The organism is Bradyrhizobium sp. WSM1743, from assembly GCF_000473065.1.
In the GTDB taxonomy this organism is placed as follows: domain Bacteria; phylum Pseudomonadota; class Alphaproteobacteria; order Rhizobiales; family Xanthobacteraceae; genus Bradyrhizobium.
Genome location: NZ_AXAZ01000016.1, coordinates 115110 through 139000 on the forward strand (window position 1 = coordinate 115110; position 23891 = coordinate 139000).

Here is a 23891-nt window from a genome sequence, read left to right on the forward strand (position 1 = left end):
GCACCCGGTCGGGCCGCTTCACCACCGCAAGCCTTGACGCACAGACCCCGGGCGTCAGGACCACACGCTTTTGCCGTACGTGGAACGCACCGGTCGTGTGCGCGCCGCTCAACCGCTCACGGGCCAAACCCGCCCTGCGATCGCATGCGCGCCGATGCGCTCCACGCCCACCGCCACCCGGCCCGCGTATCGTGACGATCGCGAAACGCCCCTTATCCATGGGCCAGGATGAGCGACACATACGATATTTCCGAATTTCGGTCAATCGGAATTTTGAGATTACGGCCCGGCAGCGTTTGGATAGACTTTGTTCCGGTGGGAATCCTCTTCAGCCCGAGAGCTTCATACTTGCCCCCTTCTCCTCCTCGTCATTGCGAGCGCAGCGAAGCAATCCAGGAATGCATCCGCGGAGATAGTCTGGATTGCTTCGTCGCAAGAGCTCCTCGCAATGAGGAGGAGGAGAGATTGCGTCCGGAGGCATTCGACTTCCCCGCGCCAGCCCCTATATCCTGTGGCAACCGATCTGATGCAGCGGGCAACATTGATGGCCAGACGACGCACGACAGAAGCGGACGCCGACGACCTTCCCCGCTATTTCGTCTGGGTCCGGGGCCTCGATGGACCCGAGCCGCAGAAATGGATGACGATGGATTTCGGCGTCGGTGACTGGAAGCGGCCGCTCGTGCTGGCCTATCTGGAGCTGCCGGAAGACGAGCGTCATCTATCCTTGTCGGTGCTGGCCCGGCGCTATCCGCCGCCGCGGGTTGATCTCTCGTGAGCCGGGCTAAGGTGTGTACTCGGCTCCGCAAGGCTAAGCGGAAGTCGCCCCCGCTTGAGCGTGATCGGCGGCTCGTGACACATAGGGGACAGTCGCTCGCTGCGACCAATTATGCGTAAGGGGCTTGAGAGCCTTACTCTCTAGCAGCGACTTATGGTATCGTCAGCCTGCTCTGATGTTGCCGGCGCAGTCGGGAGGCCGACATGGGACGTCGCGAGTTCATCGGACTGGTTGGCGCCGCATGCGTGTCAGTGTCGCCATTCGTTGCGCGGGCGCAGCGCTCAGTACCGGCGAGAGTAGGATTTCTTGGCGGTACGTCGTCGCCTGTCGGCCAGACTCTGCTTGCTTGTTTTCTGTCCGGTTTGCGCAAATTTGGCTGGACTGAGGGACAAGATTTCAAGCTGGAGCTTCGGTGGACCGAAGGCATCGTCGATCGATATTCCCAGTTCGCCGCCGAGCTTGTCCGATTGAATCCGGACCTGATCGTCGCAACATCTACACCTGGAGCCCAGGCCGCCAAACGGGCAACGACCCGTATTCCGATCGTTTTTGCGGCGGTAAGTGACCCTGTGGCCAGCGGTATCGTCGAGAGCTTGGCCCGTCCCGGCGGAAATATCACCGGAGTATCGAATTTCCTGCCGTCAACAAGCGCCAAACTGATCGAATTGTTGAAGGCCGTCGCGCCGAACCTCACGCGCGTATGTGTCCTGCACAATCCCGGCAACGCCGGCAAGATGTTGGAACTTCAAGAGCTCAAAATCGGTGGACAGGCCTCCGGGGTCTTTATCGAGCCGATTGAAGTCCGGTCAACTGACGATCTGGAGCGGCTGTTGTCTGCGGGCTCGCATTTCCGTTGCCACGCACTCATTACATTACAGGAGGCGCTCACTTTTGCCTATCGGAAGCAGATCGCAGAGTTTGCGGTACAAAACCAATTGGCGACGATCTTCCAGGTCAGAGAATATGTCGAAGCCGGCGGCTTGATGTCCTATGGGTTGAACTTTTGTGAGAACTATGGCCGCGCGGCCTATTATGTCGACAGAGTTCTAAAGGGTACGCATCCAAGCGATCTACCAGTCGAGCTGCCAAAGACATTCGAACTCATCATCAATCTCACCACCGCAAAGTCGCTCGGCATCACTGTTCCGCCAACCTTGCTCGCCCACGCCGACGAGGTCATCGAATGAGATGATTGCTGTGGTGCATGAGTCCGGTACTGGCCCATCGCTGCCCGGCCCGCGGGTCGTTGCGCAGCGGGAACTGCCGAAGGACGCTCCATAAGCCAGTGAATGTCTGTCTCGCCAATGATAGCGAACCCGTGACGCTTATACAGGGAGCCGACTGGATTCCATTTGAGGTATTCCAGCCTCACTGGCAGAGACAGCTCATCGGAGACCTGTAAAACGTGCCTAAGAATGCGCGTGCCAAGCCCGCGCTGTTGCTCCTCCGGAAAGATGTAAAACTCTCCAAACCGAGCGAAGCCGTCCTGCTGCATCAACGAAAGAGTGCCGATCTTCGCCTCGCTGCACTCAATCGCGAAGAAGGGCTTTTTCCTGAAATGGTCGAGGTGAACCTTGAATTGATACTCTTCATCCCCATCCCCACTTTTGGGCAATGTGCGGACGCATCGCCGCCTTTTTGACTTCGAACGAAAACACGATGTCTTTTGCCGAGTTTGCTAGAAGTCGAAAGCGGAGGTCGGCTGACAAGGGTGGGATGTCCATGTATTCAGACCAACGCAGTAATTGCGAACGACAAACACCAAAACTACACAGCTCGGCTTCTGCCCCTGAGTTGAATACTGAACGAGTTGCCGCCACATCAGGCTGCCTGAGGGAGACCGGACCTGAGAGGACGGACGTGGTGACCGTAGCTTTTGACCCAATTGCGACATTGGCTCGTATGGGCATCCCATGTGACCTGTTGTATAAGATCGCGTGTAGGTTGGATCGCAGGCATGGTGCAAGAGCGGCCAGACCGGGTCGAGCGCAGGTTGTCGGCGATATTGGTCGCCGACGTGGCTGGCTACTCGCGGCTCATGCACCATGACGAAGAGGCGACCCACGCCAGACTGGCCACTCTCCTAATGGACGGTGTCAAACCGGCGATTGCCGACCACGGTGGCCGCATCGTGAAGAACACTGGCGACGGGTTCTTGGCGGAATTTTCGAGCGCAGTCGAAGCCGTCCGAGCTGCTGTACAATTCCAGGCCCGCGTCGACGAACTGACAATCGGAGATGCTGAAGATAGGCGCATTACTTTCCGTGTGGGCATCAATATCGGGGACGTAATTCTCGGGCCCCACGACATCTTTGGAGACGGCGTTAACATTGCGGCGCGCCTTGAAAGTATCTCAAAACCGGGCGGCATCTGCATCTCTGCCTCTGCCTACGATCAAGTCCGGGGCAAGGTCCGCGTTGAGTTCGCCGATCTGGGCGAGCAGAACCTCAAGAATATCGACCGCCCGGTTCGGGCGTATGCCGTGATCAGCGATGGACCCGGCCCGACTACCCGGACTGAACGCGCAAGTCAAAGCCCGCTTTCACTGCCGATTCGTTTCACTGGTCGGATCCGAGTCCGTTCGGCGGCGATTGCCTCAATTGCGGTCGTCGGCGCGGTGGCCGGGAGCCTCGTCGTCTATTGGAACGTCGGAAAGACCGTCCGCAATTATGCTTTGCAGGAAGGGCAAAAGACACAGAGAGAAGCAACGGCCCGTCCCGATATCGCTCCCCGCTTGTCTCTTATCGTCCTGCCCTTTGCGAACCTTAACAACGATCCCGAGCAGGACTATTTCGCGGACGGTATCACGACTGACCTGACGACCGACCTCGCTCAGATGCCTGGTGCATTCGTGATCGGGCGTGGGACGGCTTTTACCTATAAGAACAAGCAGGTCGATCTTAAGACGCTCGGCAAGGACCTTGGCGTTCGATGGGCCGTGCAGGGCGCCGTGCAGCGGGCGGGAGATCAGGTCCGGATGAATGTGTCGCTTGCCGACCTGTCAACTGGCCGCGACGTCTGGTCAGACCGTTTTGGCGGGGATCGGACGAATCTCGCCGCCCTGCAGGAGCAGGTCACTGCGCGGCTCGCCCGCTCTCTCAACGTCCAACTCGTCCAGGCTGAAAGTCGGCGCAGCCAAATGGACCAGTCAACGAATCCAGATGCTGTGGATTTCAGCATGCGCGGCTGGACGAAAGTATATGGGCCTCAGACAAAAGCAACCAACGCGCAGGCAATGGACTTGTTCGACAGTGCGTTGCGCCTCGATCCGGGAAACATTGACGCAATGCTCGGGAAAGCGTGGTGCTTAGCCAGTCGCGTGAACAACGGATGGTCAACCTCCGTCGTCGAGGACAAAAAGACCGCGACCAAACTGATTGATCAAGTTCTTGCAAAACGCCCGGCGACTGCAAACGCGCACGTAGTCATGGGAAGCGTTTTGAACTACGGAAGTCCCGAAGGAGCGCTGTCTGAATTGGACGCAGCTTTGGAAATCGACCCTAATTCGCCGGTAGCATACGCATCAAAAGGGATCACACTTATCACTGCGGGACGCGCTCGCGAAGCGTTTTCTCCCGTTCAGATCGCGTTGCGCTTAAGCCCCAAAGATCCGGCCGCTGGCACTTGGCGCTTTTTTCTCTGTCATGCTCACGTGCATCTGCATCAATATACGGAAGGCATTGAGGAATGTAGGCGCGCGATCAGTTTGAACAAGTTGGACTGGCTTCCATATGCGGATCTGGTTTCAGCTTATGGAGCCACTGGTCAATTGGAAATGGCCCAGCAAATGTTGACGGAATTGACTGCAATCCGACAGGACTTCACGGTCCAGTGGTTCCAGAAAATAGGCTACGCACGGTCGAGCAATCCGCAGTTTCGTCGTGAGTACGACGACATCGTCGAGGGACTCAGAAAAGCTGGCGTTCGCGAGCAATGAGATGACAGGACTCGAGGTCTCCTTCTGGCCCTTAGCCCGTAGGATGGGTTGAGCCGTTGCGAAACCCATCACCCATGCGGCGGAAATCGATGGGTATCGCTCCGCTCAACCCATTCTACGGGCTGGCTCCGAGAGGCTGCATGGGTCAGTGAAACTTCTCGCCACGATCCAGTTTCGCAACAATTTGCGCGATCCGTCTGGCGCGCGTCCCCGGCTTCTTCGCTGTATGAAGGCGATAGTAGATTGAATAGAGATTCCTACGATCGAGTGTCGCGAAGAACGCTTTCGCCGCGGGCATGTCCTCCAAGGCGTCGAGAAAGTCTCGCGGGATAGTCATGTCCGCTGAGCCTGCGTATGCAGTGTCCCATCGTCCATCCGATTTGGCCGCTTCGACCTGAGCCAATCCAGCGGGAAGCATCCGCCCTTCAGCGATCAGGGTTGTTGCATGACGGCAGTTCTTGGCCGACCAATTGGAATTCACCTTCCTCGGGGTAAGTCGTTGCAAGTACGACATGTCGTCGAAAGGCTTCATCTGGCCATCGATCCAACCGACGCGGATGGACTCAATAACGCAATCGTTCCACGTCACCGACGGCACGCCCGTGTCTGATTTGAATATCCGCACCCAGAGTTCGGTCGCAGTGCCATGGTGCTTCTCAAGCCAGTCCCCAAGCCTGGATGCGTTCTTAAATGCCAACGGGGCTTGCTGCTTTTTGCTAACCATAGGCCACTTTACCACGTAGGCACAAAGCCTCCATCTGCGGACAACAAGCCCAGTGGCAAGCTCAGCCCCCATGATTATGGGTGTCATGGCCTCCGTGCTGCGGCTAGACTTGCCCTCGCGCCGCGGGGGACACGCGGGTCGCGGGACGATGATCATGACCGAACAGGGCGAGACGGGTGAAGCCATCACCATCCTCCTCGTCGAGGACGACGCGCCGACCTGCTGGCGGCTCCAGGATGCGCTGGTCAAGGCCGGGTACGAGGTGCGCAGCGCCGGGACGCTCGCGGAGGCGCGGCAGGTCCTGAGCGTCGGCGCGCCGCGCGTGCTGCTGACCGACCTGCGGCTGCCCGACGGCCACGGCGTCGAGCTGATCCGCGAGATGAGGCAGCGCTCTCCGGACACCGAGATCATGGTGATCTCCGCGCTCGGCGACGAGGAAAGCGTGATCTCCGCGATTACGGTCGGTGCCACCGGCTATCTGCTCAAGGACGCCTTCCCCACCGACATCGCCACCACCGTGCGCGACCTGGTCGCCGGACATTCGCCGATCTCGGCCTCGATCGCCCGTTTCATCGTGCGCAGAACACAAGGTGCCGCACAGAATTCTGCGGAGCCGCCGCCTGGACCTGCGCTCAACACGGCCAAGCTGACCCCGCGCGAGATCGACATCCTGTGGGGCATCGCAAAGGGCTTCAGCTATGCCGAGATCGCCAGCCATCTCGGCCTGTCCAAGCAGACCGTGCCCGGCCACATCAAGAACATCTATCGCAAGCTCGAGGTGCACACGCGCAGCGAAGCGGTGTTCGAGGCGGTGCAGCAGGGCCTGATCAAGCTGTGAGCGAGATCGCGGCGAAGGCGGCTCTCAAACCCGCGCGGCGCCGGCTGCTGGCTTCGCGCCTCGTGCCCTATCTGCTGCTCCAGGCCCTGATCGTGATCGTCACGATCCTGGGGATTCGGCTGCTGCAGCCGAACGACCCCGAAGACTTCGCGGTGAGCGATTTTTCGGCGCGGGAGGACGGTCTGACGCGTCCCGTGACGCTGCCACATTTCACGTCGTCGCGCTATTCGCTGGCCGACCCGCCATTCTACACCGGCGCCTTCACGTTCCGGAGCGCCAATGCGGCCTCGGGCTGGTCGGTTTTCCTGCCGCGCTTCAGCAACGCGGTGGAGGTCGCCGTCAACGGCATCATCGTGCTGGACTCCCGGCGCGATGCCAACGCCAACCGGCCCGACCGCAACACGCCTGAGATCGCAGCCATCCCCGCTTCGCTGCTGCGCGAGGGCGCAAACGAGATCACGGTGCGGCTGTTCGTGTGGGGCCCGCTCAAGGGCTTTCTCGACACCGTCTATGTCGGGCCGGATATCGCCTTGCGCCCGGCCTATGAGACTCGCACGCTGCTGTTCGTCACGCTGCCGGTGGTGTTCTCCGCCTGGCAGGCGATCCTGGCCGTCATCCTCGCGATCATGTGGCTGATGCGGCGCCACGAACCGGTTTATGGCGTGCTGGCAACGGCGATGGTGCTCGGAGTGGTGCAGGCGTTCGCGCCGCCGCCGGTGCCGCCGGCCGCGGTATCCCGGCTCGCCGCGGTGCTCTTGGCGTCCGCACCGATCGAGAGCGCGCTGATCGTCGTGTTCGGCGTGCTGTTCTTCGGCTGGCGCTGGCCGCGCTACGGCACGCTGCTGTTCGTGCCTGGCATCCTCGTGTTCGTGGTCGGGCTGATCGGGGGCCCGCCGCTGCCGCGCATCCTGTTCCTGGTGCTCGGCATTCCCACCGTCGGGCTCTGCCTGTTCCTGATGGCCTGCGTCACCGCAACCGCGGTGGTGCGACGGCAGGACGCGGCGAGCTTCACGATCGGCTGCGCGGTGACCATCGTGCTGGTCTGCTGGGTCCAGGACATGCTCACGGTGCTCGAGATCGTGAGCAACGATCGCATCTTCGTCTCGCGCCTGTCCTATTCGGCGATGCTGGTCGCGATCGGCGCCGGGCTGACCTGGCGCTTTGCCCGCGCGTTGAACCAGGTCGACAGCTTTGCCGGCCAGCTGGTGACGCGGGTGCGCGAAGCCGAGGAGCGGCTGAAGGCGAGCTTTGCCCGCGAGGAGGAGCGCGCCCGCGCCGCCGCGCTCGCCAACGAGCGCACGCGCCTGATGCGAGACCTCCACGACGGCCTCGGCGGCCAGCTCGTCAGCATCGTCGCACTGTCCGAGCGCGGCAGTGCGGGCGCGACCATCACCGATGCCGCCCGCGCGGCGCTGAAGGATCTGCGTCTCGTCATCGATTCCATGGACGACATCGGCGGCGACCTGATGCTCGCCCTCGGCTCCTGGCGCGAGCGCGCCACGGCCCAATTGCGGCCGCACGACATCGCGCTCGACTGGCGCGTGGCGACGCCGCAGGGCCTGCCGCTGCATCCCGAGCTCAGGCCGTGGCACGTCATCCAGATCGTGCGCATCCTCGACGAGGCCGTGACCAACGCGGTCAAGCACGCACAGGCCCGCCAGGTCGCGGTCACCATCGAGACGCATGACGGCGGCCTGGGACCTTACGGCGTGATCAGCGTGACGGACGACGGCCGCGGCTTTGCGCTGTCCGGCAATGGCGAGGCCGCGGGCGCGGGCCAGACCGCGCGCGGCCTGCGCAACATGAGAAGCCGCGCCGCGCGCTGCGGCGCGGTGCTCGATCTGAGCTCGGATGCCTCAGGCACGCGCGTGCGGCTGCAATTGCCGCAGCGTTTTCCCGACAGCGACATGGCTGCGGGCTGAAAGGCCCCCTCCCCGAACGTGTGGGGCGCACGGAGAGAGGGGACGGGCCGGGTGATTTGCCTGCGGAGGACGGGGGGTTCGTCCGCAGGCCCCGTTGGCCCGAAGCGATGCAATCAAATCAATTGAATGGAATATCAGCGCACGCCGACGCGATTGACGGGGCCGCCGCGATTCATCGGCGTGCCGGCGCGCACGCCGACGCCAGGCGCGCCGACGCCGGGCGTTGCGACGGCTGCGCGCGCAACCGGCGCTCCCGGCGCGACCACCACCGCGGCGGTCGGCCGTACCACGCAGCCCTTGGGCACCCCGACGGTCTTGCAATAAACCACCGCCTGCGCCGGGCTCGTGCCCAGCGACACCATCGCCGCGCCCGCCAGGGCCATGATCGTCAGCCCGGCGCCCAGCGCTCCAGCTCTCTTCGACATCTTGCTCTCCTGCTTCCCGTTCGGCGTCCCGGCGCAATCACCGGGTCTCGCAGCCGAGGTGCAGCCTGAATGGCAAAAGTCGGCGCGCGGATACATGCCATGAAGATGGGGGTACCGGGAGGACTGGCCGGTGCCATGAACATGGCATGGACCCGCGCCCGGACCTTGCGAGATGGTCCGGCCCGATTGATCCCGGTCGGGACCAACGATGATTCCAAAGAGGTGCTTTATGAAGATTTCGGTTCTTGCCGCGCTGCTGCTTGCCGCCACCGCCCTGCCCGCTGCTGCACAGTCCGGCCCATCACCCCAGGAGCAAATGGCCTGCCGCGGCGACGCCAGCAAATTCTGCGCCGAACATATCGGCAAGCCGCCGCAGATGAATGCCTGCCTGCGCGAGAACAAGGCCAAGCTTTCGGAGTCCTGCCGCAAGGTCGTTGAATCCCGCGGAGGCTAGTCTTTCAATTAGGAGGGCGGCGCGCTGCCGCCCTCTCCGAGCGCACGCCTCGTCCTTCGAGACGGCGCTGACGCGCCTCCTCAGGATGAGGCTGATCGGCATTGGCGCCCGTTGAAGCTGGGGCCGCACACTCGATCCTCATCCTGAGGGCCCGCCAAAGGCGGGCGTCTCGAAGGATGGCCGCGGGAAGCGCCCCCCAAATGAAGGCCGCTACTCCTGCATCATCTCGCCGCTGCCACCAAACTCGGCCGGAAAATCCTTCAGCTTGGGCAAGCCGTCGCGCATCGGCAGCACGGTCTCGGCATAGTTGACGTGGACGCCGGGCGTGAAGGCGAGTGTGGGGATGGTGGCGGTGAAGACGTCGACCAGACCGAGCGGCGGATGGTTGGTCATGAGATGGCCGCCGCACTTCCTGCAATATTTGCGCTGGCTGAGCGGCGTCTTGGCGAAGGTCTCGACATGCTGCGCGCCCTCGGTGATGCGTACCGCTTCGGGCTTCCACAGGCTGAAGGCGTTGACCGGACCGCCCGACCAGGAGCGGCAGGAGCGGCAATGGCAATAGCCCATCGCCTCCGGCGCGCCCGTGACCTCGACCGTGACCGCGCCACAGAAGCAATTTCCGACATGTTTCATTTGGACGTCTCCGTTTTATGAAGGGATCGTTATCGCGCGTCGGCGCCCCGCACGTCCTCCTTTCGGGGGCGCGCGGGACGAGACCGAGACTATACCGAGCGGCGCCAGGGAATAAGCATGGAGACGCGTTGTTTGTACTGCCGGTACTCGTCGCCGAAGAGATCGACGAGATCGCTCTCCTCCAGCGCGATGCCGACGAAGATGTAGAGCGTGGTCACGGCCGCGAACAGCAGATGCCCCGCGGTCATGGTCGGCGCCGCCCAGAACGCGATGATGAAGCCGAGATAGATCGGATGACGGACGAACTTGTAGAGCAGCGGCGTCTTGAAGCGCGGCGGCGCGGCTTCCCTGCCGACGAGATGGTTGGTCACCTGATGCAATCCGAACAATTCGAAATGATTGATGATGAAGGTCGAGGTGAACACCAGCACCCAGCCGGCGAAGGACAGCGTGACCACCGTCACGGCAAGATCCGGGTTCTCGACATTCCATATGACTTCGGGCAGCGGACGCCACTGCCAGAACAGGAGGAGCAGTGACAGGCTCGCGAGCAGCACATACGTGCTGCGCTCGACCGGCTTGGGGACGAACTGCGTCCACCACGCCTTGAATTGCTGGCGCGCCATCACGCTGTGTTGAACCGCGAACAGCGACATCAGCAGCAGATTGATGATGACCGCGCGGACGACGGGCGCTTCGGCTCCGGTATCGATGGTCTTGGGCACCATGACGCCCATGACGAAGCCGATGGCATAGAGAATGGTGACGAAAAACACGAGATACGCCGCAATTCCGTACAGAAAGGCGATGAACTTGAAAATACGAGAGCCCGCAAGTTCCGGCCCGATGGAATGAACCTGGTGATCAAGTTGGGTCATAGAACGCTCCGTAGTGCCGAGGCATCGACACGGTTTGGTCTTCGCACCATGCCGGGTCGGACGTCCCCTGACTTTCGCGGACGGTTGATTTTCGCCTGAGACGACTTTGATTTTTGCTTGAGACGACGAAAACGTGCGATTTCGCTTTGAAAACAACGTGCTCGACGGCGACCTTCGGGAGCTCACTTGCGATGGGGCGCCCGTTCCGTTGCAGCCGCAAGTGTTCGATCTCTTGCTTTATCTGGTTACGCAACGGGCGCGTGTGGTCAGCAAGGATGACCTGATCAGCCAGATCTGGAGCGACCGCATCGTCTCGGATTCCGCCCTGAACAGCCGGATCAACGCCGCACGCAAGGCGCTGGGCGACGACGGCGCGACCCAGCGCCTGATCAAGACCATTCCGCGCAAGGGCTTTCGTTTCGTCGGCGAGGTCCGGGAAGACGTGGCGGCATCCGCCGCGCGGGCGGAAGCCAAGCCCACTCCCCCGCGCGCGGCGGACCGCCCTGCGATCGCGGTGCTCGCCTTCGAGAACATGAGCGGCGATCCCGCCCAGGACTATTTCGGCGACGGGATCAGCGAGGACATCCTCACCGCGCTGTCGAAGCAGCGCTGGTTCATGGTGATCGCCCGCAACTCGTCCTTCACCTACAAGGGACGCGCGGTCGACATCAGGCAGATCGCCGAGGAGCTCGGCGTCCGCTACATCGTCGAAGGCAGCGTGCGCAAAGCGGACAACCGGGTGCGCATCAGCGCGCAGCTCAACGACGCCGCGTCGGGCAACCATCTCTGGGCCGAGCGCTACGACCGCGAGCTCGTCGACGTCTTCGCCGTGCAGGACGAGATCACCAACGCGATCGCCGCGGCGATCGAGCCGCAGATCCACGCGGCGGAAAATTTTCGCAGCCATCGCAAGCCGCCTGCAAGCCTGGACGCCTGGGACCTCTTGATGCGCGCGCTGTCGCATTTTTGGCGCGTGACCCGGCAGGATCACGAGGCGGCGCGGGCACTGCTCGAACGCGCGATTGCAATCGATCCGAATTACGGCCAGGCGCTGTCGCTGCTGGCCGTCAACGATATGTTCGGCGTGCATCTCGGCTGGGCCGAGCTGGCCGCGGTTGCGCCGGCCGCGGAATCTGCCGCGCTGGCCGCTGTGCGCTGCGACCATGAGGATGCCTGGGCGCATGCCGCGCTCGGCAGCGTCTGCTTCTCGACCCGCAGGCTTGCGGATGCGCTGTCGGAGTTCGAGCAGGCGCTCGCGCTCAATCCGAACTTCTCGCTGGCGCAAGGCTATTACGCGCTGGCGCTGTCCTACGCCGGACGAACGAAGGATTCGTTCGAGGCTGCGCAAAAGACGATCCGGCTGTCACCGCGCGACCCGTCACTGGCGATCTATCACGGCATCGCCGCTTATGCCCGCTTCACCGAACGGCGCTATGACGAGGCCATCGCGCTCGCACGCGAGGCGATCCGCCACCGCGGCGACCTCACCGGCGCCTACCGCGTGCTCGCCGTTTCGGCCGGCATGACAGGCGACAGAATGCTTGCGGAGACGGCGCTCGGAGAGCTCCGCCGCACCCAGCCGGGCATCTCGCTGCACTGGATCGCGACGCAACTGCCGTGGGCCAATGACGGGGATCGCGAACATTATCTGGAGGGATTCCGCCGGGCGGGATTGCAGTGACGGGGCCTGCCGCGACGCTGTGTCGCTCCTCGCAGCGGTCATCTCGGCCAATGGCCGATATGAGGGCTACCCCGTGATGAGAGGCCAATCCATCAAAACAGGACGGGCTGTACATTTTTTGTGCGAACATTGTCGAGACTTTCATCTTGCAGCGCCGAACGAGACTGTGTGAGCCTCGATATCGGATGGGGACTGGGATGGGCCGACCGTAGCTTTGCGCGCCATGACGTGCGAAGCGTTTACGGCTGGTCTCGCTTGAGAAAGATACGACATGCCAAAACGAGTGTTGCTTGGTCTCCTCCTGGCTTGCGGCCTCACGGCCTCGGCGCTAGCGCAAGAGCCGAAGACGGGGGGTGTGATTAATGCCGTGATCCAGCCCGAGCCGCCCGGCCTGATGCTTGCGCTGGTCCAGAACGGTCCGACCCAGATGGTATCGGGCAACATCTTCGAAGGCCTCTTGCGCTACAGCCCCAAGCTCGACCCGCAGCCGGAGCTTGCCGAAAGCTGGAGCGTCAGCGAGGACGCCAAGACCTATTCCTTCAAGCTCAGGAAGGGCGTGACCTGGCATGACGGCAAGCCCTTCACCGCCGCCGACGTCTTGTTCTCGATCGAGATGCTGAAGCAGACCCATGCGCGCGCCCGCACCAACCTCGCGCAGGTCGACAAGGTCGAGGCACCGGACGATTACACCGTGGTGTTCACGCTGAAGCAGCCGTTCGGCCCGTTCCTCGGCATCTTCGAGGTCGGCTCGATGCCGATGGTGCCGAAGCATCTCTATGAAGGCACCGACTGGAAGACCAATCCCTACAACAACGCGCCTGTCGGCACCGGCCCCTTCATGTTCAAGGAGTGGCAGAAGGGCTCGTTCATCCGCCTGGTCAAGAACCCGAACTACTACGAGAGGGGCAAGCCCTATCTCGACGAGATCTACTGGCAGATCATCCCCGACGCCGCCGCGCGCTCGGTGGCGTATGAGACCGGCAAGGTCGACGTGCTGCCGGGCGGCTCGGTCGAGAATTTCGACGTGCCGCGGCTGTCCAAGCTGAAGGACACCTGCGTCACCGGCGCCGGCTGGGAGTTCTTCTCGCCGCTGGCCTGGCTGTGGCTGAACAACCGCCAGGGGCCGCTCGCGGACAAGCGGGTGCGTCAGGCGATCATGTATGCGATCGACCGTGACTTCGCCAAGGACGTGATCTGGAACGGGCTCGGCAAGGTCGCCACCGGCCCGTCGGCTTCGACCATCAAGTACTACACCGACGACGTGAGGAAGTATCCCTACGATCCGGCCAAGGCCAAGGCGCTGCTGAAGGAAGCCGGCTACAAGGGCGAGAAGATCCGCCTGCTGCCGCTCGCCTATGGCGAGACCTGGCAGCGCTGGGGTGAAGCCGTGAAGCAGAACCTCCAGGACGTCGGCATGACCATCGAGACCATCGCCACCGACGTCGCCGGCGGCAACCAGAAGATCGGCGACTGGGACTACGACATCGCCTTCACCTATCTCTACCAGTACGGCGATCCCGCGCTCGGGGTCGGCCGCAACTATATCTCCAGCAACATCGCGAAGGGGCAGGTCTTCAACAACGTCGAGGGCTATTCCAACCCGGAGATCGACAAGCTGTTCGCCGAGGGCGCGACCGCGACCCCGGATTCCAAGCGCAAGGAGATCTACGACAAGGCGCAGAAGATCCTGGTCGAGGACGTGCCGGTGGCCTGGATGCTCGAGCTGCAATTCCCGACCATCATGCGCTGCAAGGTCAAGAACCTGATCACCACGGGGATCGGGGTCAATGACGGCTTCAAGGACGCATGGCTCGACAAGTGAGCCTCTTACCTCTCCCCGCCTGCGGGGAGAGGCCGACGCGCCCCGAGCGATGCGAAGCATCGTCTCGCGCGCGCGAGGGGGGTACAGATCTATGGCATTCTCATGCGTGGATAGAGGCCCCTCACCCCAACCCTCTCCCCGCAAGAGCGGGGCGAGGGAGTGCACCGCCCCAGTGGCCAAAGGTCTCGTCACCCTATAAGAACCTCTAAAATGCTCTCCTTCGTCGCTCAGCGTGTCGCCAAGGGCGTGATCGTCCTGCTCGCGATCGTGGTCCTCAATTTCTTCCTGATCCGGCTGGCGCCAGGCGACCCCGCGGTCGTGATGGCGGGTGAGGCTGGGGCCAGCGATCAGGTCTTCGTCAAGCAGCTCAGGGAGAAGTTCGGCCTCGACAAGCCGCTGCCCGAGCAGCTCTTCATCTACGTCAAGGGCGTCGTGTCCCTCGACCTCGGCTTCTCCTTCCGCCAGCAGGCGCCGGTCGCAAAGCTGATCGGCGAACGGCTGCCGGCGACATTGCTGCTGACGCTGACCGCCTTCGCGATCTCGCTCGCGCTCGGCATCCTGTTCGGCACCTTCGCTGCGCGCTTTGCCGGAACCTTTCTCGACACCGGCATCACAATATTCGCGCTGATCTTCTACGCGATGCCGATCTTCTGGGTGGCGTTGATGGGCATCCTCTTGTTCTCGGTCACCTTCGACTGGCTGCCGAGCTTCGGCTACGAGACGGTCGGCGCCAACCTCACCGGCCTTGCCCATGCGGTCGACGTCGCAAAACATCTGATCATGCCGGCGATGACGCTCGGCCTGTTCTTCATGGCGACGTACACCCGCATGACGCGCGCCTCGATGCTGGAGGTAAAGCGGCTCGACTTCGTCAAGACGGCGCGTGCCAAAGGCCTCTCCGATGCCGTGATCCAGCGCCGCCACGTGCTGCGCAATGCGCTGCTGCCGGTGGTGACGCTCGCCGGCGTGCATTCCGGCACGCTGATCGGCGGCGCCGTCATCACAGAGACCGTGTTCGCCTGGCCCGGCATCGGGCGCCTGATGTACGACGCGCTGTTGCAGCGGGATTACAATCTGCTGCTCGGCGTCTTCGTGATCTGCTCCGCCATGGTGCTGATCTTCAACCTCATCACCGACCTCGTCTATCGCCTGGTCGACCCGCGCATCGAATACGCCTCATGAAACAGTTCTGGAAATCGATGCTGAAGAGCCCGAGCGGCGTCATCGGGCTCGTCATCCTCCTCTTCGCGATCTCGGTCGCGGTGTTCGGACCGATGCTGTTCCCGAATTCGCCCTGGCGCATGGTGCAGCGGCCCTTCCTGCCGCCATTCACGCTCTCGAACGTGCCGCTCGGCACCGACGCGCTCGGCCGCGACGTGTTCGCCGGCATGATCTTCGGCGCACGGGTGTCGCTGCTGGTCGGCCTCGTCTCCACGCTGGTCGCGCTGGTCGTCGGTGTGCCGATCGGCGCCATGGCCGGTTATTTCGGCGGCAAGGTCGACGACGCCTTGATGCGCTTCACCGAGTTCTTCCAGACCATCCCGAGCTTCGCGCTCGCGATCGTGCTGGTGGCGATCCTGCAGCCCTCGATCTATTCGATCGTCGCGTCGATCGCGGTGGTGAGCTGGCCGCCGGTCGCCCGCCTCGTCCGCGGCGAGGTGCTGTCGCTGCGCACGCGCGAATATGTCCAGGCCGCCGTGGTGACCGGCCAGAGCAACAGCTGGATCATCCTGCGCGAAATCCTGCCGAACGCGTTGTCGCCCGTGATCGTGCTGGCCTCGCTGATGGTGGCGACCGCGATCCTCTTGGAATCCTCGCTGTCATTCCTCGGCCTCGGCGACCCCAATCTGATCTCCTGGGGCTACATGGTCGGCGCCGGCCGCACCGTGATCCGGCAGGCGTGGTGGATCACGGTGTTTCCCGGCGTCGCCATCCTGATCTCGGTGCTCGGGCTGAACCTGATCGGCGAAGGTCTCAACGACGCGCTCAATCCGCGCCTGTCGCGGGAGGGCCGCTGATGACGACCGCGCCACCCGCCGTTTCCATCAAGAACTTGCGGATCGCGCTGCCTGAGGGCGCCGAGCGTCCGTTCGCCGTCGACGGCGTCTCGCTCGATCTGCGGCCCGGCAAGATCGTTTGCGTGGTCGGCGAGTCCGGGTCCGGCAAGTCGATGTGCGCGCATGCGTTGATGGGCCTGTTGCCGGACACCGTGTCGGTCGCCTCCGGCGAGATCCAGTTCGAAGGCCGCGACCTGCTCAAGCTCGATGACGACGGCTGGCGCGATCTGCGCGGCCGCCGTCTCGCGATGATCTTCCAGGAGCCGATGACCGCGCTCAATCCGTTGATGCGCATCGGCGACCAGATGGCGGAGATGTTCGAGGCGCACGGACTGCTGACGCCGAAGGAGCGGCGCGCGAAAGCATTCGCATTGGCACGCGAGGTCGGCCTGCCCGACCCCGAGCGCATCGTGCGCGCCTATCCGCACCAGCTCTCCGGCGGCCAGCGCCAGCGCGCCATGATCGCGATGGCGCTCGCGCTCGAGCCGGCAGTGCTGGTCGCGGACGAGCCGACCACCGCGCTCGACGTCACCACGCAGGCGCAGATCCTCAAGCTGATCCGCAACCTCCAGCGCAATCGCAACATGGCGGTGATGTTCATCACCCATGATTTCGGCGTCGTCGCCGACATCGCCGACCAGGTCGTGGTGCTCAGGCACGGCAAGGTCGTCGAGGAAGGTCCCGCCACGGCCGTCTTCAACGAGCCGCAGCACGACTACACCAAGGCATTGCTTGCCGCCGTGCCGTCGATGGATCCGCCGCCGCGAAAGGCGCTCGACGATCAGGCCAGGGCGGTCGAGGTGATCGGCCTGGACAAGACCTACGTCACATCGGGCGGCTGGTTCCGCGAGGATCGCCGTGTCGATGCGGCGCGCGCGGTCAACTTCAACATCCTCAAGGGCGAGACGCTCGGCCTGCTCGGCGAATCCGGCTCCGGCAAATCGTCGGTGGCACGCCTGGTGATGCGGCTGATCGAAGGCGACCGCGGCACTGTGCGGATCGGCGAGACCGACCTGACCTCGCTTTCGGGCAAGGCGCTGCGCGCCGAGCGTCACCGTATCCAGATGATCTTCCAGGATCCGTTCGCCTCGCTCAATCCGCGCCGCAAGGTCGGCCACATCATCGCCGACGGGCCGATCGCAGCCGGTACCGATCCGAACATCGCGTTCGATCGCGCCCGCGATCTCCTCAAGATGGTCGGCCTGGATGCCGGCGCGCTCGAGCGCTATCCGCATGAATTCTCCGGCGGCCAGCGCCAACGCATCGGCATTGCCCGCGCGCTCGCGCTCGAGCCGGAGATCATCGTCGCAGACGAAGCCGTCTCCGCGCTCGACGTCTCGGTGCAGGCGCAGGTGTTGAGGCTGCTGGAAGACCTCAAGGCGCGCCTCGGACTGTCGATGCTGTTCATCACCCACGATCTGCGCGTCGCCGCCCAGATCTGCGACCGCATCGCGGTGATGCAACGGGGCGCCATCGTCGAGCTGAAGCCCACCGCGCAGCTGTTCGCGGCGCCCGAGCATGAATATACGCGCGAGCTGCTGTCGGCCGTGCCGGGACGGAAGGAGCGCGCGCCGGCCGCCTGATGCGGCTTGTCATCGTTCGTCAATCTTTGTGATGGTTCCAAAAACTTGCTCGCTGCAAGAGGCGAAACATATTCGATCCAACGGCATTTGCTTCGTGAGACTTTCCTTGCTGACGATGCGAGGACAGGCCGACACCCGCATTCGCCTGCTCGGCTGCTGAAGCTGCGCAACTGGCATGAAGCGGTGGACGGTCTTACAACCCAGCGCGTGAGAAAACGCCGGACGTTGGGATTCCGCGGCGCGGTCACGCGCTTTTTATTCGGTCGTGATCGCCGCGCCGCTTCAAAGTCAAATGCGGCACCATACATGACGATGGAATGATTAACGTCATCTCATGACGACTCAACTAGCTGACTTCGGAGCCAACATGGGCGAAGTTATTCGATTTGTCTCGAAATCCGAGCGCGAGCGAGCCCGCCTCATCGAGGAGGCACGCGCGATCTACGACAGCATCTTCCCGCCGGCCGATCCGGCCAGCGAGGGGCAGGACAAGCCGGCGATCGGCCGCGCATTCATCGGCCGCGACGGGGGTAACCTGTCGTGATCAAAATCATCGCCGTGCTCTGCAGCCTCGCCTCTCCCTCCAATTGCCACGAGCAGCTCGTCACCAGCTCGGATTTTGCGCAGGTCTCGGTGCAGTCCTGCCTGATGGGCGCGCCGCAGCTCGCCGAATGGATGAACCAGCATCCGGCCGAGCGACTGGCGGCATGGCGCTGCGTGATCGGTCAACAGACCGGCCGCGGGATCTAAGCCCGGACGTCTTGCTTTCGGCGGCTTGGCGCGTTGGCGTGACAGATCGAAAGGACCTCTCGAGTCTGGAACAGCGCGACTGAGGCGAAGTAGGCCGTTCTCGTGCCCCGGACGCAGCGCAGCGCTTCTTCAGCGGTGCGCTGCAGAGCCGGGGCCCATCGCAGCCCCGAGTCTTGCAGTCCCTGGGTCCCGGCTCGCGCTTCGCGCGTCCGGGACACGCCACCAAGCCTGCGCCTCGCTGAACGTTGGGCAGTGACGGCAGTCCTTCGCCGGGGTAACCTCTTGTTGCGGCCATTGGCAGCATGGGGAAGCCGGATGGAGGTCGCCAGCCTCGTTCTTCCCGTATTTGCGATCATCGTCACCGGCTGGCTCGCGGGCGAGCTTGGCTATCTCTCCCGCTCGCTTGCCGACGCCCTGGTCCACTTTGCCTACAACGTGGCGATGCCGGCGCTGCTGATCGTCACGATCGCCCAGGAGCCGGCGCGCAATCTGTTGGAATGGCGCTTTCTGCTCGCATTCGGCGGCGGTTCACTCATCTGCTTCGCGCTGGTATTCCTGCCGGTCCGCGCAGGTGGCAAACACGATCTCGCCAGCAGCACCATCCATGGGATGGCGGCGGCGATGACCAACACCGGGTTTGTCGCGCTGCCGATCCTGCATGCGATCTACGGCCAACCCGCCGTCCTGCCTGCAGCTGTAGCGACGGTGTTCGTGGCCGCAGTGATGTTTCCGATCACGGTAATTCTGCTGGAAAAGCGCGATGCCCGCGGGCCATCCGCACGCTCTACGGGGCTGGCAAAGCAAATCCTGCACAATCCCATGGTGCTGTCGACGTTCATAGGCCTTGCATGGGCGATAACGGGATTGCCGATTCCGGCGCCGGTCGCGGCCTATCTCAACATGATCGCCGGCGCGCTCACGCCGTGCGCGCTGTTCGCCATCGGCCTTGGTTTGTCCGTCGAGGGCCTGCGATCCAGCCTGAAGGCGGCGTTTGCACTCGCGGCGGTGAAACTGGTGGTCATGCCGCTGATCGTTTACGGGCTCTGTGTGATCTTGGCCCTCACCCCCCTCTATACGGTTGCCGCCGTCGTCTGCGCGGCCGTGCCGACGGCGAAAACCGTCTATGTCCTCGCCCACGAGCACAAGGTCGAGGAGAAGCTGGTCGCGGCCACGGTCTCGATCACGACGATGTTGTCGGTCGCGACATTGCTGATTGCGCTCTATCTGCTCTCCGCATCGGCGAGCGGCACGCGTTGATCCGGAGAGCGGCGTCCATCTCGCGGAAGCGCTCGCTATCTCGTGGTGTTGCTCCAGGTGGGGACCGCGTTCGTCACGCCGACCGAGGGCCAATTGTACGAGCCGATCGACGGCGCGGTGACGGTGCCGACCGTCTGTCCGGATGACCCGTAGGGCCCCCTTGGCTGCACGGCCGACACGCCGACACCGCCATAGGTCGGCGCCATCACACCGGTGCTGTAATGCCGGCTCGAGCGGACCTTCTTTGCTTCAGCCGCGAAAGGCGTGGCAAGCAGTCCGGTCGTGACGAGCGCGGCGATCGCGAGTTTGATGGTTCTCATGGCTGATCCTTTCGCCCGGAGCGCGCCCCGACATGCCAACTGTTCACTCATCGGGAAATTTCCATAGGTCTCCGTTCATAACTCCGTGCGCGGGCGAAGGTGCCGGAGCGCGGGGCATGCAACCGCCGCCTTCGGATGGACCCGAATCAGCGGTAGTGCGTTGCGTTCCGTGATTTCCCTGGACGCAAGCAGCATGACCGGCGCCGAACTGAAGCAGCTTCGCAACGACCTCTCGGATGCCCTCGAGCGCAAGCTCACTGCGGCCGACATGGCCAAGCTGTGCGGATTGCCGGAGAGAGGCGGCGCCGACACCATCCGTCGCTGGGAGGTCAGCGGCCCGACGCCGGAGGCGACCAAGATACTGCGCGTGCTCGCGATGGCGAGCGAGCGCTATCCGATCCTGGAGAAGTTCGACATCTTCGATCGTCATGACGTGCGCGAGGAAGACCGGCCTGCGAAGCGCGCGGCCTTTCGCGCACAGATGCGCGATGAGGCGCGGCGGCGTCTTGGTTAACAGGAGGCGCGCGCAAGTTACCTGTGACGCGCGAAGTTAAGCCTTCCTTCATCACTTCTTAAGGCGCCATTAAGCACGAAAATCATTTACCCCCCAACAAGTTAGGTTGGCCGTCGCTGTGCCACGCATGTGACAGCATTTTCGTCAAAAGCGAGCTATCTGCAAAACCAACGACGGCGCGGAAAGCGCGCCTGCCGGGGACCTTACGTGTTGGAGTTCAAGACGATGAAGAAGATTCTTTTTGCGACCGTTGCGCTGCTCGTGGTGGGCGTAGCTGCGCCGGCGGTCGGTGCCGATCTCGGCAACCGCAATTACTACAAGGCGCCCGCGCCGGCCTACGCCGCGCCGATCTACAATTGGACGGGCTTCTATCTCGGCGCGCATGTCGGCGGCGCGTTCTCCAGCGACAACAATTTCAACGGCCTCTCCACCGGCAACAACGGCAACGGCCGCTTCCTCGGCGGCGTGCAGGTCGGCGCAGACTGGCAGCTCAACCCGAACTTCGTGGTCGGCGTCGAAGGCCAGTATTCCTGGCTCTCCGGCAGCGTCGGCGCAGTGTTCCCGGGCGGCATCGCCTATACCAACGATCAGCGCGGCCTCGGCTCGATCACCGGCCGCGTCGGCTATACCTGGGGTCCCGGCCTGCTTTATGTGAAGGGCGGCTACGCCTATTCGGACAACAACGAGAAGGTGACCGTCGGCGGCGTGCCGACCGGCTTCATCATCGATGGCGATCACCGCAACGGCTACACCGTCGGCGCCGGCCTGGAATACATGTTTGCCCCGAACTGGTCGGCCAAGGCCGAGTACCAGTATTACAATTTCGGCGACGCGCATTTCACCGCAGGCCCGCTGGCCGGCACCGGCAACTTCACCACCGACGACCATACCTTCAAGGCCGGCGTCAACTACCGCTTCAACTGGGCAAGCCCGACTGTGGCGCGCTACTGATCGGTTATCAAAGCCTTATCGCGCAGAAGGGCCGGCCTGGTTGCCGGCCCTTCCTTTTTTCGCCCTGCGGAACATGCGCAACCAATTGCAGAAATTGCGATTTTTTAACCGGTGCTGCCGATACTGCCGCCACAAATAGAAGAACATTGGGGGAATTACGATGGCGATCCGTCTGGGCCTTGGCCGCTTCCTTGGCCGTTTCCGTCCTCGTTTCAAAATGCTGAAATGGGGCGTGCGCGGCAGCCTGTTCGCGGCCTTTGCGGTCATCGCGGGCATGGGTCTCGTGATCGCAGCGGGCGCTGGCCTCGCGCTGCAGAATCTCGGCGGACGCATGACTGAACTCAGCGGGCGGGACATTCCGCGCCTTTCCGCCAGCCTGCAATTGTCGGCACTGAGTGCGAGCCTCGCGGCGCAGGGACCGGCCCTGCTTGCGGCGCAAAGCGAGGACGCCCTCAATGAACGCACCAAGAAGCTTAGGGAATTGCAGGAGCAGACGCAGCAGAAACTCAACGAGATTATCGAGCTCGGCGCCGACAAGAGCGTTGTTTCCGGGCTCAGCGACACGATGAAGAGCATCAACGAGGCGGCTCAGAGCCTGGCGAAGGCCGCCCGCGAACGGCTCGACATCGCAGCCCTCCATGAGAAGCAATATGACGCGCTTCGCAACGCGCAGGGCGCATTCGTCGGCGCGGCGAGCCCGGCGATGCTGGACGCGCAGACCCGGGTCAATGCCATTCTCGGTTCAGCCGACCTGTCCGCCGCGGATGCAACCGACGCCGCGCAGACCGTCGGTCAGCTCGGCAACGTCGTCGCCAGCGGCAATCTCGCTGCCGCCGACATGAGCGCGGCGCTATCGGCCAGCACGAGCGACAAGCTCGACGACATCCAGAAGGAATTCAAGACGGCACAGGGACGCCTGCGCTCGAATCTCGATCTGTTGCCGGACAACCAAGGCAACAAGATGCTGCGCGAGACGGCGGAAAAGCTGCTCGCACTCGGCACCGGCAAGACCGGTGTGTTCAATCTGCGCGAAAAGGAGCTCGACTCCATCGACTATGGTCAGACCATCCTGGACGAGACCCGCAAGCTCAATGTCGGCCTCGGCATCAGCGTGCAGCAGCTCGTCGACGGCGTGCAGAAGGAGACCAACGCCTCGACCTTCCAGGCGCGGCAGGAGATTTCGCTCGCGACGTCCGTCATGCTGGCGCTGGGCGCGTTGATGCTGGTCGGCTCGGCGCTGTTCGTCTGGCTCTATGTGGGCCGCAACATCCTGCGCCGGATCGGCGCCTTGCATCAGTCGATGCAGCTGCTGGCGAACGGCGACCTCGAGACCGAGATCTACCGCTCGAAGAACCACAACGACGAGATCTCGGTGATGGCGAACACGCTGCAAGTGTTCCGGGAGAGCATGATCGAGACCCGCGCGCTGACGAACGAGCAGGACAAGGACCGTATCGCCAAGGCCGAGCGAGCCGCGCGCATGGAAGCGAAGATCGCCGAATTCGAAAGCACGGTGCGCTCCGCGCTTGCCAATCTGGCGCAGTCCGCCAATTCGATGCAATCGACCGCGCAGAGCATGTCGAACACCGCCGACCAGTCCAACGCGCTGGTGAACGCGGTCGCCTCCGCCGCGGAGGAGACGTCGGTCAACGTGCAGACCGTGTCGGCCGGCACTGAGCAGCTGTCCTCCTCGATCCAGGAGATCAGCCGCCAGGTCGTGACCTCCGCCGAGATCGCCAAGAAGGCGGTCGATGAAGCGGGATCGACCGACGCCACCGTGCAGAGCCTCGCCGACAGCGCAAGCCGCATCAGCGTCGTCGTCGACCTGATCCAGACCATCGCCTCGCAGACCAATCTGCTCGCGCTCAACGCCACCATCGAGGCGGCGCGCGCAGGCGAGGCCGGCCGCGGCTTTGCGGTGGTCGCCTCCGAAGTGAAGAGCCTGGCGAGCCAGACCGCCAAGGCGACGGAAGAGATCCGCACCCAGATTGCCGGCATGCAGGAGATCACGACCTCCGCGGTCGGCGCCATCCAGGGCATCGGCCGGATCATCGGCGAGATCAACGACGTCACCACGACGATCGCAGCCGCGGTCGAGGAGCAGGGCGCCGCCACGCGCGAAATCGCCCGCAACATCCAGCATGCCGCCGGCGGCACCAGCGAAGTCTCCAGCAACATCGTCGGCGTCTCCACCGCGTCCGCCGAAGCCGGCGCTGCGGCCAGCGAGGTGCTGAGCGCCTCGGACGCGCTCCGCCGCGAGGCCGATATGCTGCGCGGGGAGATCGACGCGTTCCTGAACGACATGCGGGCGGCGTAAGAGCCCTCGCCTGTAGCCCGGATAGAGCGCAGCGCAATCCGGGATCGTGC

23 protein-coding genes and 1 pseudogene are annotated in these 23891 nt (G+C 63.3%); 18 read left to right on the forward strand and 6 right to left on the reverse strand.

The features are described from left to right. Window positions 1-544 precede the first annotated feature (544 nt). Both YU9_RS0113490 and YU9_RS0113495 read left to right on the forward strand, forming a co-directional pair. Window positions 545-778 carry a hypothetical protein gene (locus tag YU9_RS0113490; RefSeq protein ID WP_027573317.1) on the forward strand — a complete coding sequence of 78 codons (234 nt, stop codon included), beginning with the start codon at window positions 545-547 and terminating at the stop codon, window positions 776-778. Between the two features lie 203 nt (window positions 779-981). Then, window positions 982-1965, forward strand: coding sequence for an ABC transporter substrate-binding protein (locus tag YU9_RS0113495; protein ID WP_027573318.1), 984 nt, complete (start codon window positions 982-984; stop codon window positions 1963-1965). A 182-nt stretch (window positions 1966-2147) separates the two neighbouring features. Here YU9_RS0113495 and YU9_RS51045 read toward each other — a convergent pair. Beyond that, window positions 2148-2393 (reverse strand): annotated as a pseudogene (locus YU9_RS51045) (GNAT family N-acetyltransferase); the annotation flags it as partial. Between the two features lie 342 nt (window positions 2394-2735). Between YU9_RS51045 and YU9_RS0113500 the strand changes: the two are divergent. Then, window positions 2736-4715, forward strand: coding sequence for an adenylate/guanylate cyclase domain-containing protein (locus tag YU9_RS0113500; RefSeq protein ID WP_027573319.1), 1980 nt, complete (start codon window positions 2736-2738; stop codon window positions 4713-4715). 145 nt (window positions 4716-4860) lie between these two features. Here YU9_RS0113500 and YU9_RS0113505 read toward each other — a convergent pair whose 3' ends face one another. Then, window positions 4861-5439, reverse strand: coding sequence for a YdeI family protein (locus YU9_RS0113505; protein WP_027573320.1), 579 nt, complete (start codon window positions 5437-5439; stop codon window positions 4861-4863). Between the two features lie 154 nt (window positions 5440-5593). Here YU9_RS0113505 and YU9_RS0113510 point away from each other — a divergent pair, with 154 nt between their 5' ends. Then, a complete protein-coding gene (locus YU9_RS0113510; RefSeq protein ID WP_027573321.1) occupies window positions 5594-6277 on the forward strand; it encodes a response regulator transcription factor in 684 nt (227 codons plus the stop codon). Further along, window positions 6274-8199, forward strand: a complete 1926-nt coding sequence (locus YU9_RS0113515) for a sensor histidine kinase (RefSeq protein ID WP_027573322.1) — start codon at window positions 6274-6276, stop codon at window positions 8197-8199. The genes YU9_RS0113510 and YU9_RS0113515 overlap by 4 nt, the downstream gene beginning before the upstream one ends. Before the next feature lie 134 nt (window positions 8200-8333). Here YU9_RS0113515 and YU9_RS0113520 read toward each other — a convergent pair whose 3' ends face one another. After that, entirely contained in the window at window positions 8334-8624 is a 291-nt protein-coding gene (locus tag YU9_RS0113520; RefSeq protein ID WP_027573323.1) for a hypothetical protein, read from the reverse strand. Window positions 8625-8853: 229 nt separating this feature from the next. Here YU9_RS0113520 and YU9_RS0113525 point away from each other — a divergent pair, with 229 nt between their 5' ends. Then, window positions 8854-9078, forward strand: a complete 225-nt coding sequence (locus YU9_RS0113525) for a cysteine rich repeat-containing protein (protein ID WP_027573324.1) — start codon at window positions 8854-8856, stop codon at window positions 9076-9078. 210 nt (window positions 9079-9288) lie between these two features. Here YU9_RS0113525 and YU9_RS0113530 read toward each other — a convergent pair whose 3' ends face one another. Together YU9_RS0113530 and mddA are read right to left on the reverse strand one after the other, a co-directional pair. After that, window positions 9289-9711 (reverse strand): GFA family protein, encoded by a 423-nt coding sequence (locus YU9_RS0113530; protein WP_027573325.1) that lies wholly within the window; start codon window positions 9709-9711, stop codon window positions 9289-9291. Between the two features lie 89 nt (window positions 9712-9800). After that, window positions 9801-10589, reverse strand: coding sequence for a methanethiol S-methyltransferase (gene mddA, locus YU9_RS0113535; protein ID WP_027573326.1), 789 nt, complete (start codon window positions 10587-10589; stop codon window positions 9801-9803). A gap of 133 nt (window positions 10590-10722) precedes the next feature. Between mddA and YU9_RS0113540 the strand changes: the two genes are divergently transcribed. The 9 genes from YU9_RS0113540 to YU9_RS0113575 all read left to right on the forward strand — a co-directional run bounded on the left by YU9_RS0113540 (window position 10723) and on the right by YU9_RS0113575 (window position 19739). Continuing rightward, window positions 10723-12270 carry a winged helix-turn-helix domain-containing tetratricopeptide repeat protein gene (locus YU9_RS0113540; protein WP_027573327.1) on the forward strand — a complete coding sequence of 516 codons (1548 nt, stop codon included), beginning with the start codon at window positions 10723-10725 and terminating at the stop codon, window positions 12268-12270. A gap of 271 nt (window positions 12271-12541) precedes the next feature. Further along, window positions 12542-14092, forward strand: coding sequence for an ABC transporter substrate-binding protein (locus YU9_RS0113545; protein WP_027573328.1), 1551 nt, complete (start codon window positions 12542-12544; stop codon window positions 14090-14092). 210 nt (window positions 14093-14302) lie between these two features. Continuing rightward, window positions 14303-15274: an ABC transporter permease gene (locus YU9_RS0113550; protein ID WP_027573329.1), complete on the forward strand. Its 972-nt coding sequence runs from the start codon at window positions 14303-14305 to the stop codon at window positions 15272-15274. Then, window positions 15271-16110, forward strand: a complete 840-nt coding sequence (locus YU9_RS0113555; RefSeq protein WP_027573330.1) for an ABC transporter permease — start codon at window positions 15271-15273, stop codon at window positions 16108-16110. Before YU9_RS0113550 ends, YU9_RS0113555 begins: the two co-directional genes overlap by 4 nt. Then, the gene (locus YU9_RS0113560) at window positions 16110-17732 is read left to right on the forward strand and encodes an ABC transporter ATP-binding protein (RefSeq protein WP_036017263.1); all 1623 of its coding nucleotides are present in this window, start codon (window positions 16110-16112) and stop codon (window positions 17730-17732) included. Before YU9_RS0113555 ends, YU9_RS0113560 begins: the two co-directional genes overlap by 1 nt. 6 nt (window positions 17733-17738) lie before the next feature. Further along, window positions 17739-18053: a hypothetical protein gene (locus YU9_RS47635; RefSeq protein WP_156951861.1), complete on the forward strand. Its 315-nt coding sequence runs from the start codon at window positions 17739-17741 to the stop codon at window positions 18051-18053. Window positions 18054-18099: 46 nt separating this feature from the next. Continuing rightward, window positions 18100-18276, forward strand: coding sequence for a hypothetical protein (locus YU9_RS48980; protein ID WP_198028238.1), 177 nt, complete (start codon window positions 18100-18102; stop codon window positions 18274-18276). Further along, entirely contained in the window at window positions 18273-18482 is a 210-nt protein-coding gene (locus tag YU9_RS0113570; protein WP_027573332.1) for a hypothetical protein, read from the forward strand. Before YU9_RS48980 ends, YU9_RS0113570 begins: the two co-directional genes overlap by 4 nt. Before the next feature lie 102 nt (window positions 18483-18584). After that, complete coding sequence (locus tag YU9_RS0113575; protein WP_245266373.1) at window positions 18585-19739, forward strand: AEC family transporter; 1155 nt, start codon at window positions 18585-18587, stop codon at window positions 19737-19739. Between the two features lie 35 nt (window positions 19740-19774). Here YU9_RS0113575 and YU9_RS0113580 read toward each other — a convergent pair whose 3' ends face one another. Continuing rightward, window positions 19775-20059 (reverse strand): hypothetical protein, encoded by a 285-nt coding sequence (locus YU9_RS0113580; RefSeq protein WP_027573334.1) that lies wholly within the window; start codon window positions 20057-20059, stop codon window positions 19775-19777. A gap of 193 nt (window positions 20060-20252) precedes the next feature. Here YU9_RS0113580 and YU9_RS0113585 point away from each other — a divergent pair, with 193 nt between their 5' ends. The 3 genes from YU9_RS0113585 (at window position 20253) to YU9_RS0113595 (ending at window position 23841) form a co-directional block, all read left to right on the forward strand. After that, the gene (locus tag YU9_RS0113585) at window positions 20253-20573 is read left to right on the forward strand and encodes a hypothetical protein (protein ID WP_027573335.1); all 321 of its coding nucleotides are present in this window, start codon (window positions 20253-20255) and stop codon (window positions 20571-20573) included. Window positions 20574-20798: 225 nt separating this feature from the next. Next, on the forward strand, window positions 20799-21524 hold the full coding sequence (locus YU9_RS0113590; protein WP_027573336.1) for an outer membrane protein: 726 nt from the start codon (window positions 20799-20801) through the stop codon (window positions 21522-21524). Between the two features lie 160 nt (window positions 21525-21684). Further along, complete coding sequence (locus tag YU9_RS0113595; RefSeq protein ID WP_027573337.1) at window positions 21685-23841, forward strand: methyl-accepting chemotaxis protein; 2157 nt, start codon at window positions 21685-21687, stop codon at window positions 23839-23841. Window positions 23842-23891 lie beyond the last annotated feature (50 nt).

Coding starts and splice junctions, on each gene's coding strand:
- YU9_RS0113525 (WP_027573324.1), top strand. CDS start 8,854: ATGAAGATTTCGGTTCTTGCCGCGCTGCTGCTTGCCGCCACCGCCCTG.
- mddA (WP_027573326.1), bottom strand. CDS start 10,589: ATGACCCAACTTGATCACCAGGTTCATTCCATCGGGCCGGAACTTGCG.
- YU9_RS0113500 (WP_027573319.1), top strand. CDS start 2,736: ATGGTGCAAGAGCGGCCAGACCGGGTCGAGCGCAGGTTGTCGGCGATA.
- YU9_RS0113505 (WP_027573320.1), bottom strand. CDS start 5,439: ATGGTTAGCAAAAAGCAGCAAGCCCCGTTGGCATTTAAGAACGCATCC.
- YU9_RS0113555 (WP_027573330.1), top strand. CDS start 15,271: ATGAAACAGTTCTGGAAATCGATGCTGAAGAGCCCGAGCGGCGTCATC.
- YU9_RS0113495 (WP_027573318.1), top strand. CDS start 982: ATGGGACGTCGCGAGTTCATCGGACTGGTTGGCGCCGCATGCGTGTCA.
- YU9_RS0113545 (WP_027573328.1), top strand. CDS start 12,542: ATGCCAAAACGAGTGTTGCTTGGTCTCCTCCTGGCTTGCGGCCTCACG.
- YU9_RS0113530 (WP_027573325.1), bottom strand. CDS start 9,711: ATGAAACATGTCGGAAATTGCTTCTGTGGCGCGGTCACGGTCGAGGTC.
- YU9_RS0113550 (WP_027573329.1), top strand. CDS start 14,303: ATGCTCTCCTTCGTCGCTCAGCGTGTCGCCAAGGGCGTGATCGTCCTG.
- YU9_RS48980 (WP_198028238.1), top strand. CDS start 18,100: ATGGGCGAAGTTATTCGATTTGTCTCGAAATCCGAGCGCGAGCGAGCC.
- YU9_RS0113520 (WP_027573323.1), bottom strand. CDS start 8,624: ATGTCGAAGAGAGCTGGAGCGCTGGGCGCCGGGCTGACGATCATGGCC.
- YU9_RS0113595 (WP_027573337.1), top strand. CDS start 21,685: ATGGCGATCCGTCTGGGCCTTGGCCGCTTCCTTGGCCGTTTCCGTCCT.
- YU9_RS0113580 (WP_027573334.1), bottom strand. CDS start 20,059: ATGAGAACCATCAAACTCGCGATCGCCGCGCTCGTCACGACCGGACTG.
- YU9_RS0113590 (WP_027573336.1), top strand. CDS start 20,799: ATGAAGAAGATTCTTTTTGCGACCGTTGCGCTGCTCGTGGTGGGCGTA.
- YU9_RS0113490 (WP_027573317.1), top strand. CDS start 545: ATGGCCAGACGACGCACGACAGAAGCGGACGCCGACGACCTTCCCCGC.
- YU9_RS0113560 (WP_036017263.1), top strand. CDS start 16,110: ATGACGACCGCGCCACCCGCCGTTTCCATCAAGAACTTGCGGATCGCG.
- YU9_RS0113585 (WP_027573335.1), top strand. CDS start 20,253: ATGACCGGCGCCGAACTGAAGCAGCTTCGCAACGACCTCTCGGATGCC.
- YU9_RS0113510 (WP_027573321.1), top strand. CDS start 5,594: ATGACCGAACAGGGCGAGACGGGTGAAGCCATCACCATCCTCCTCGTC.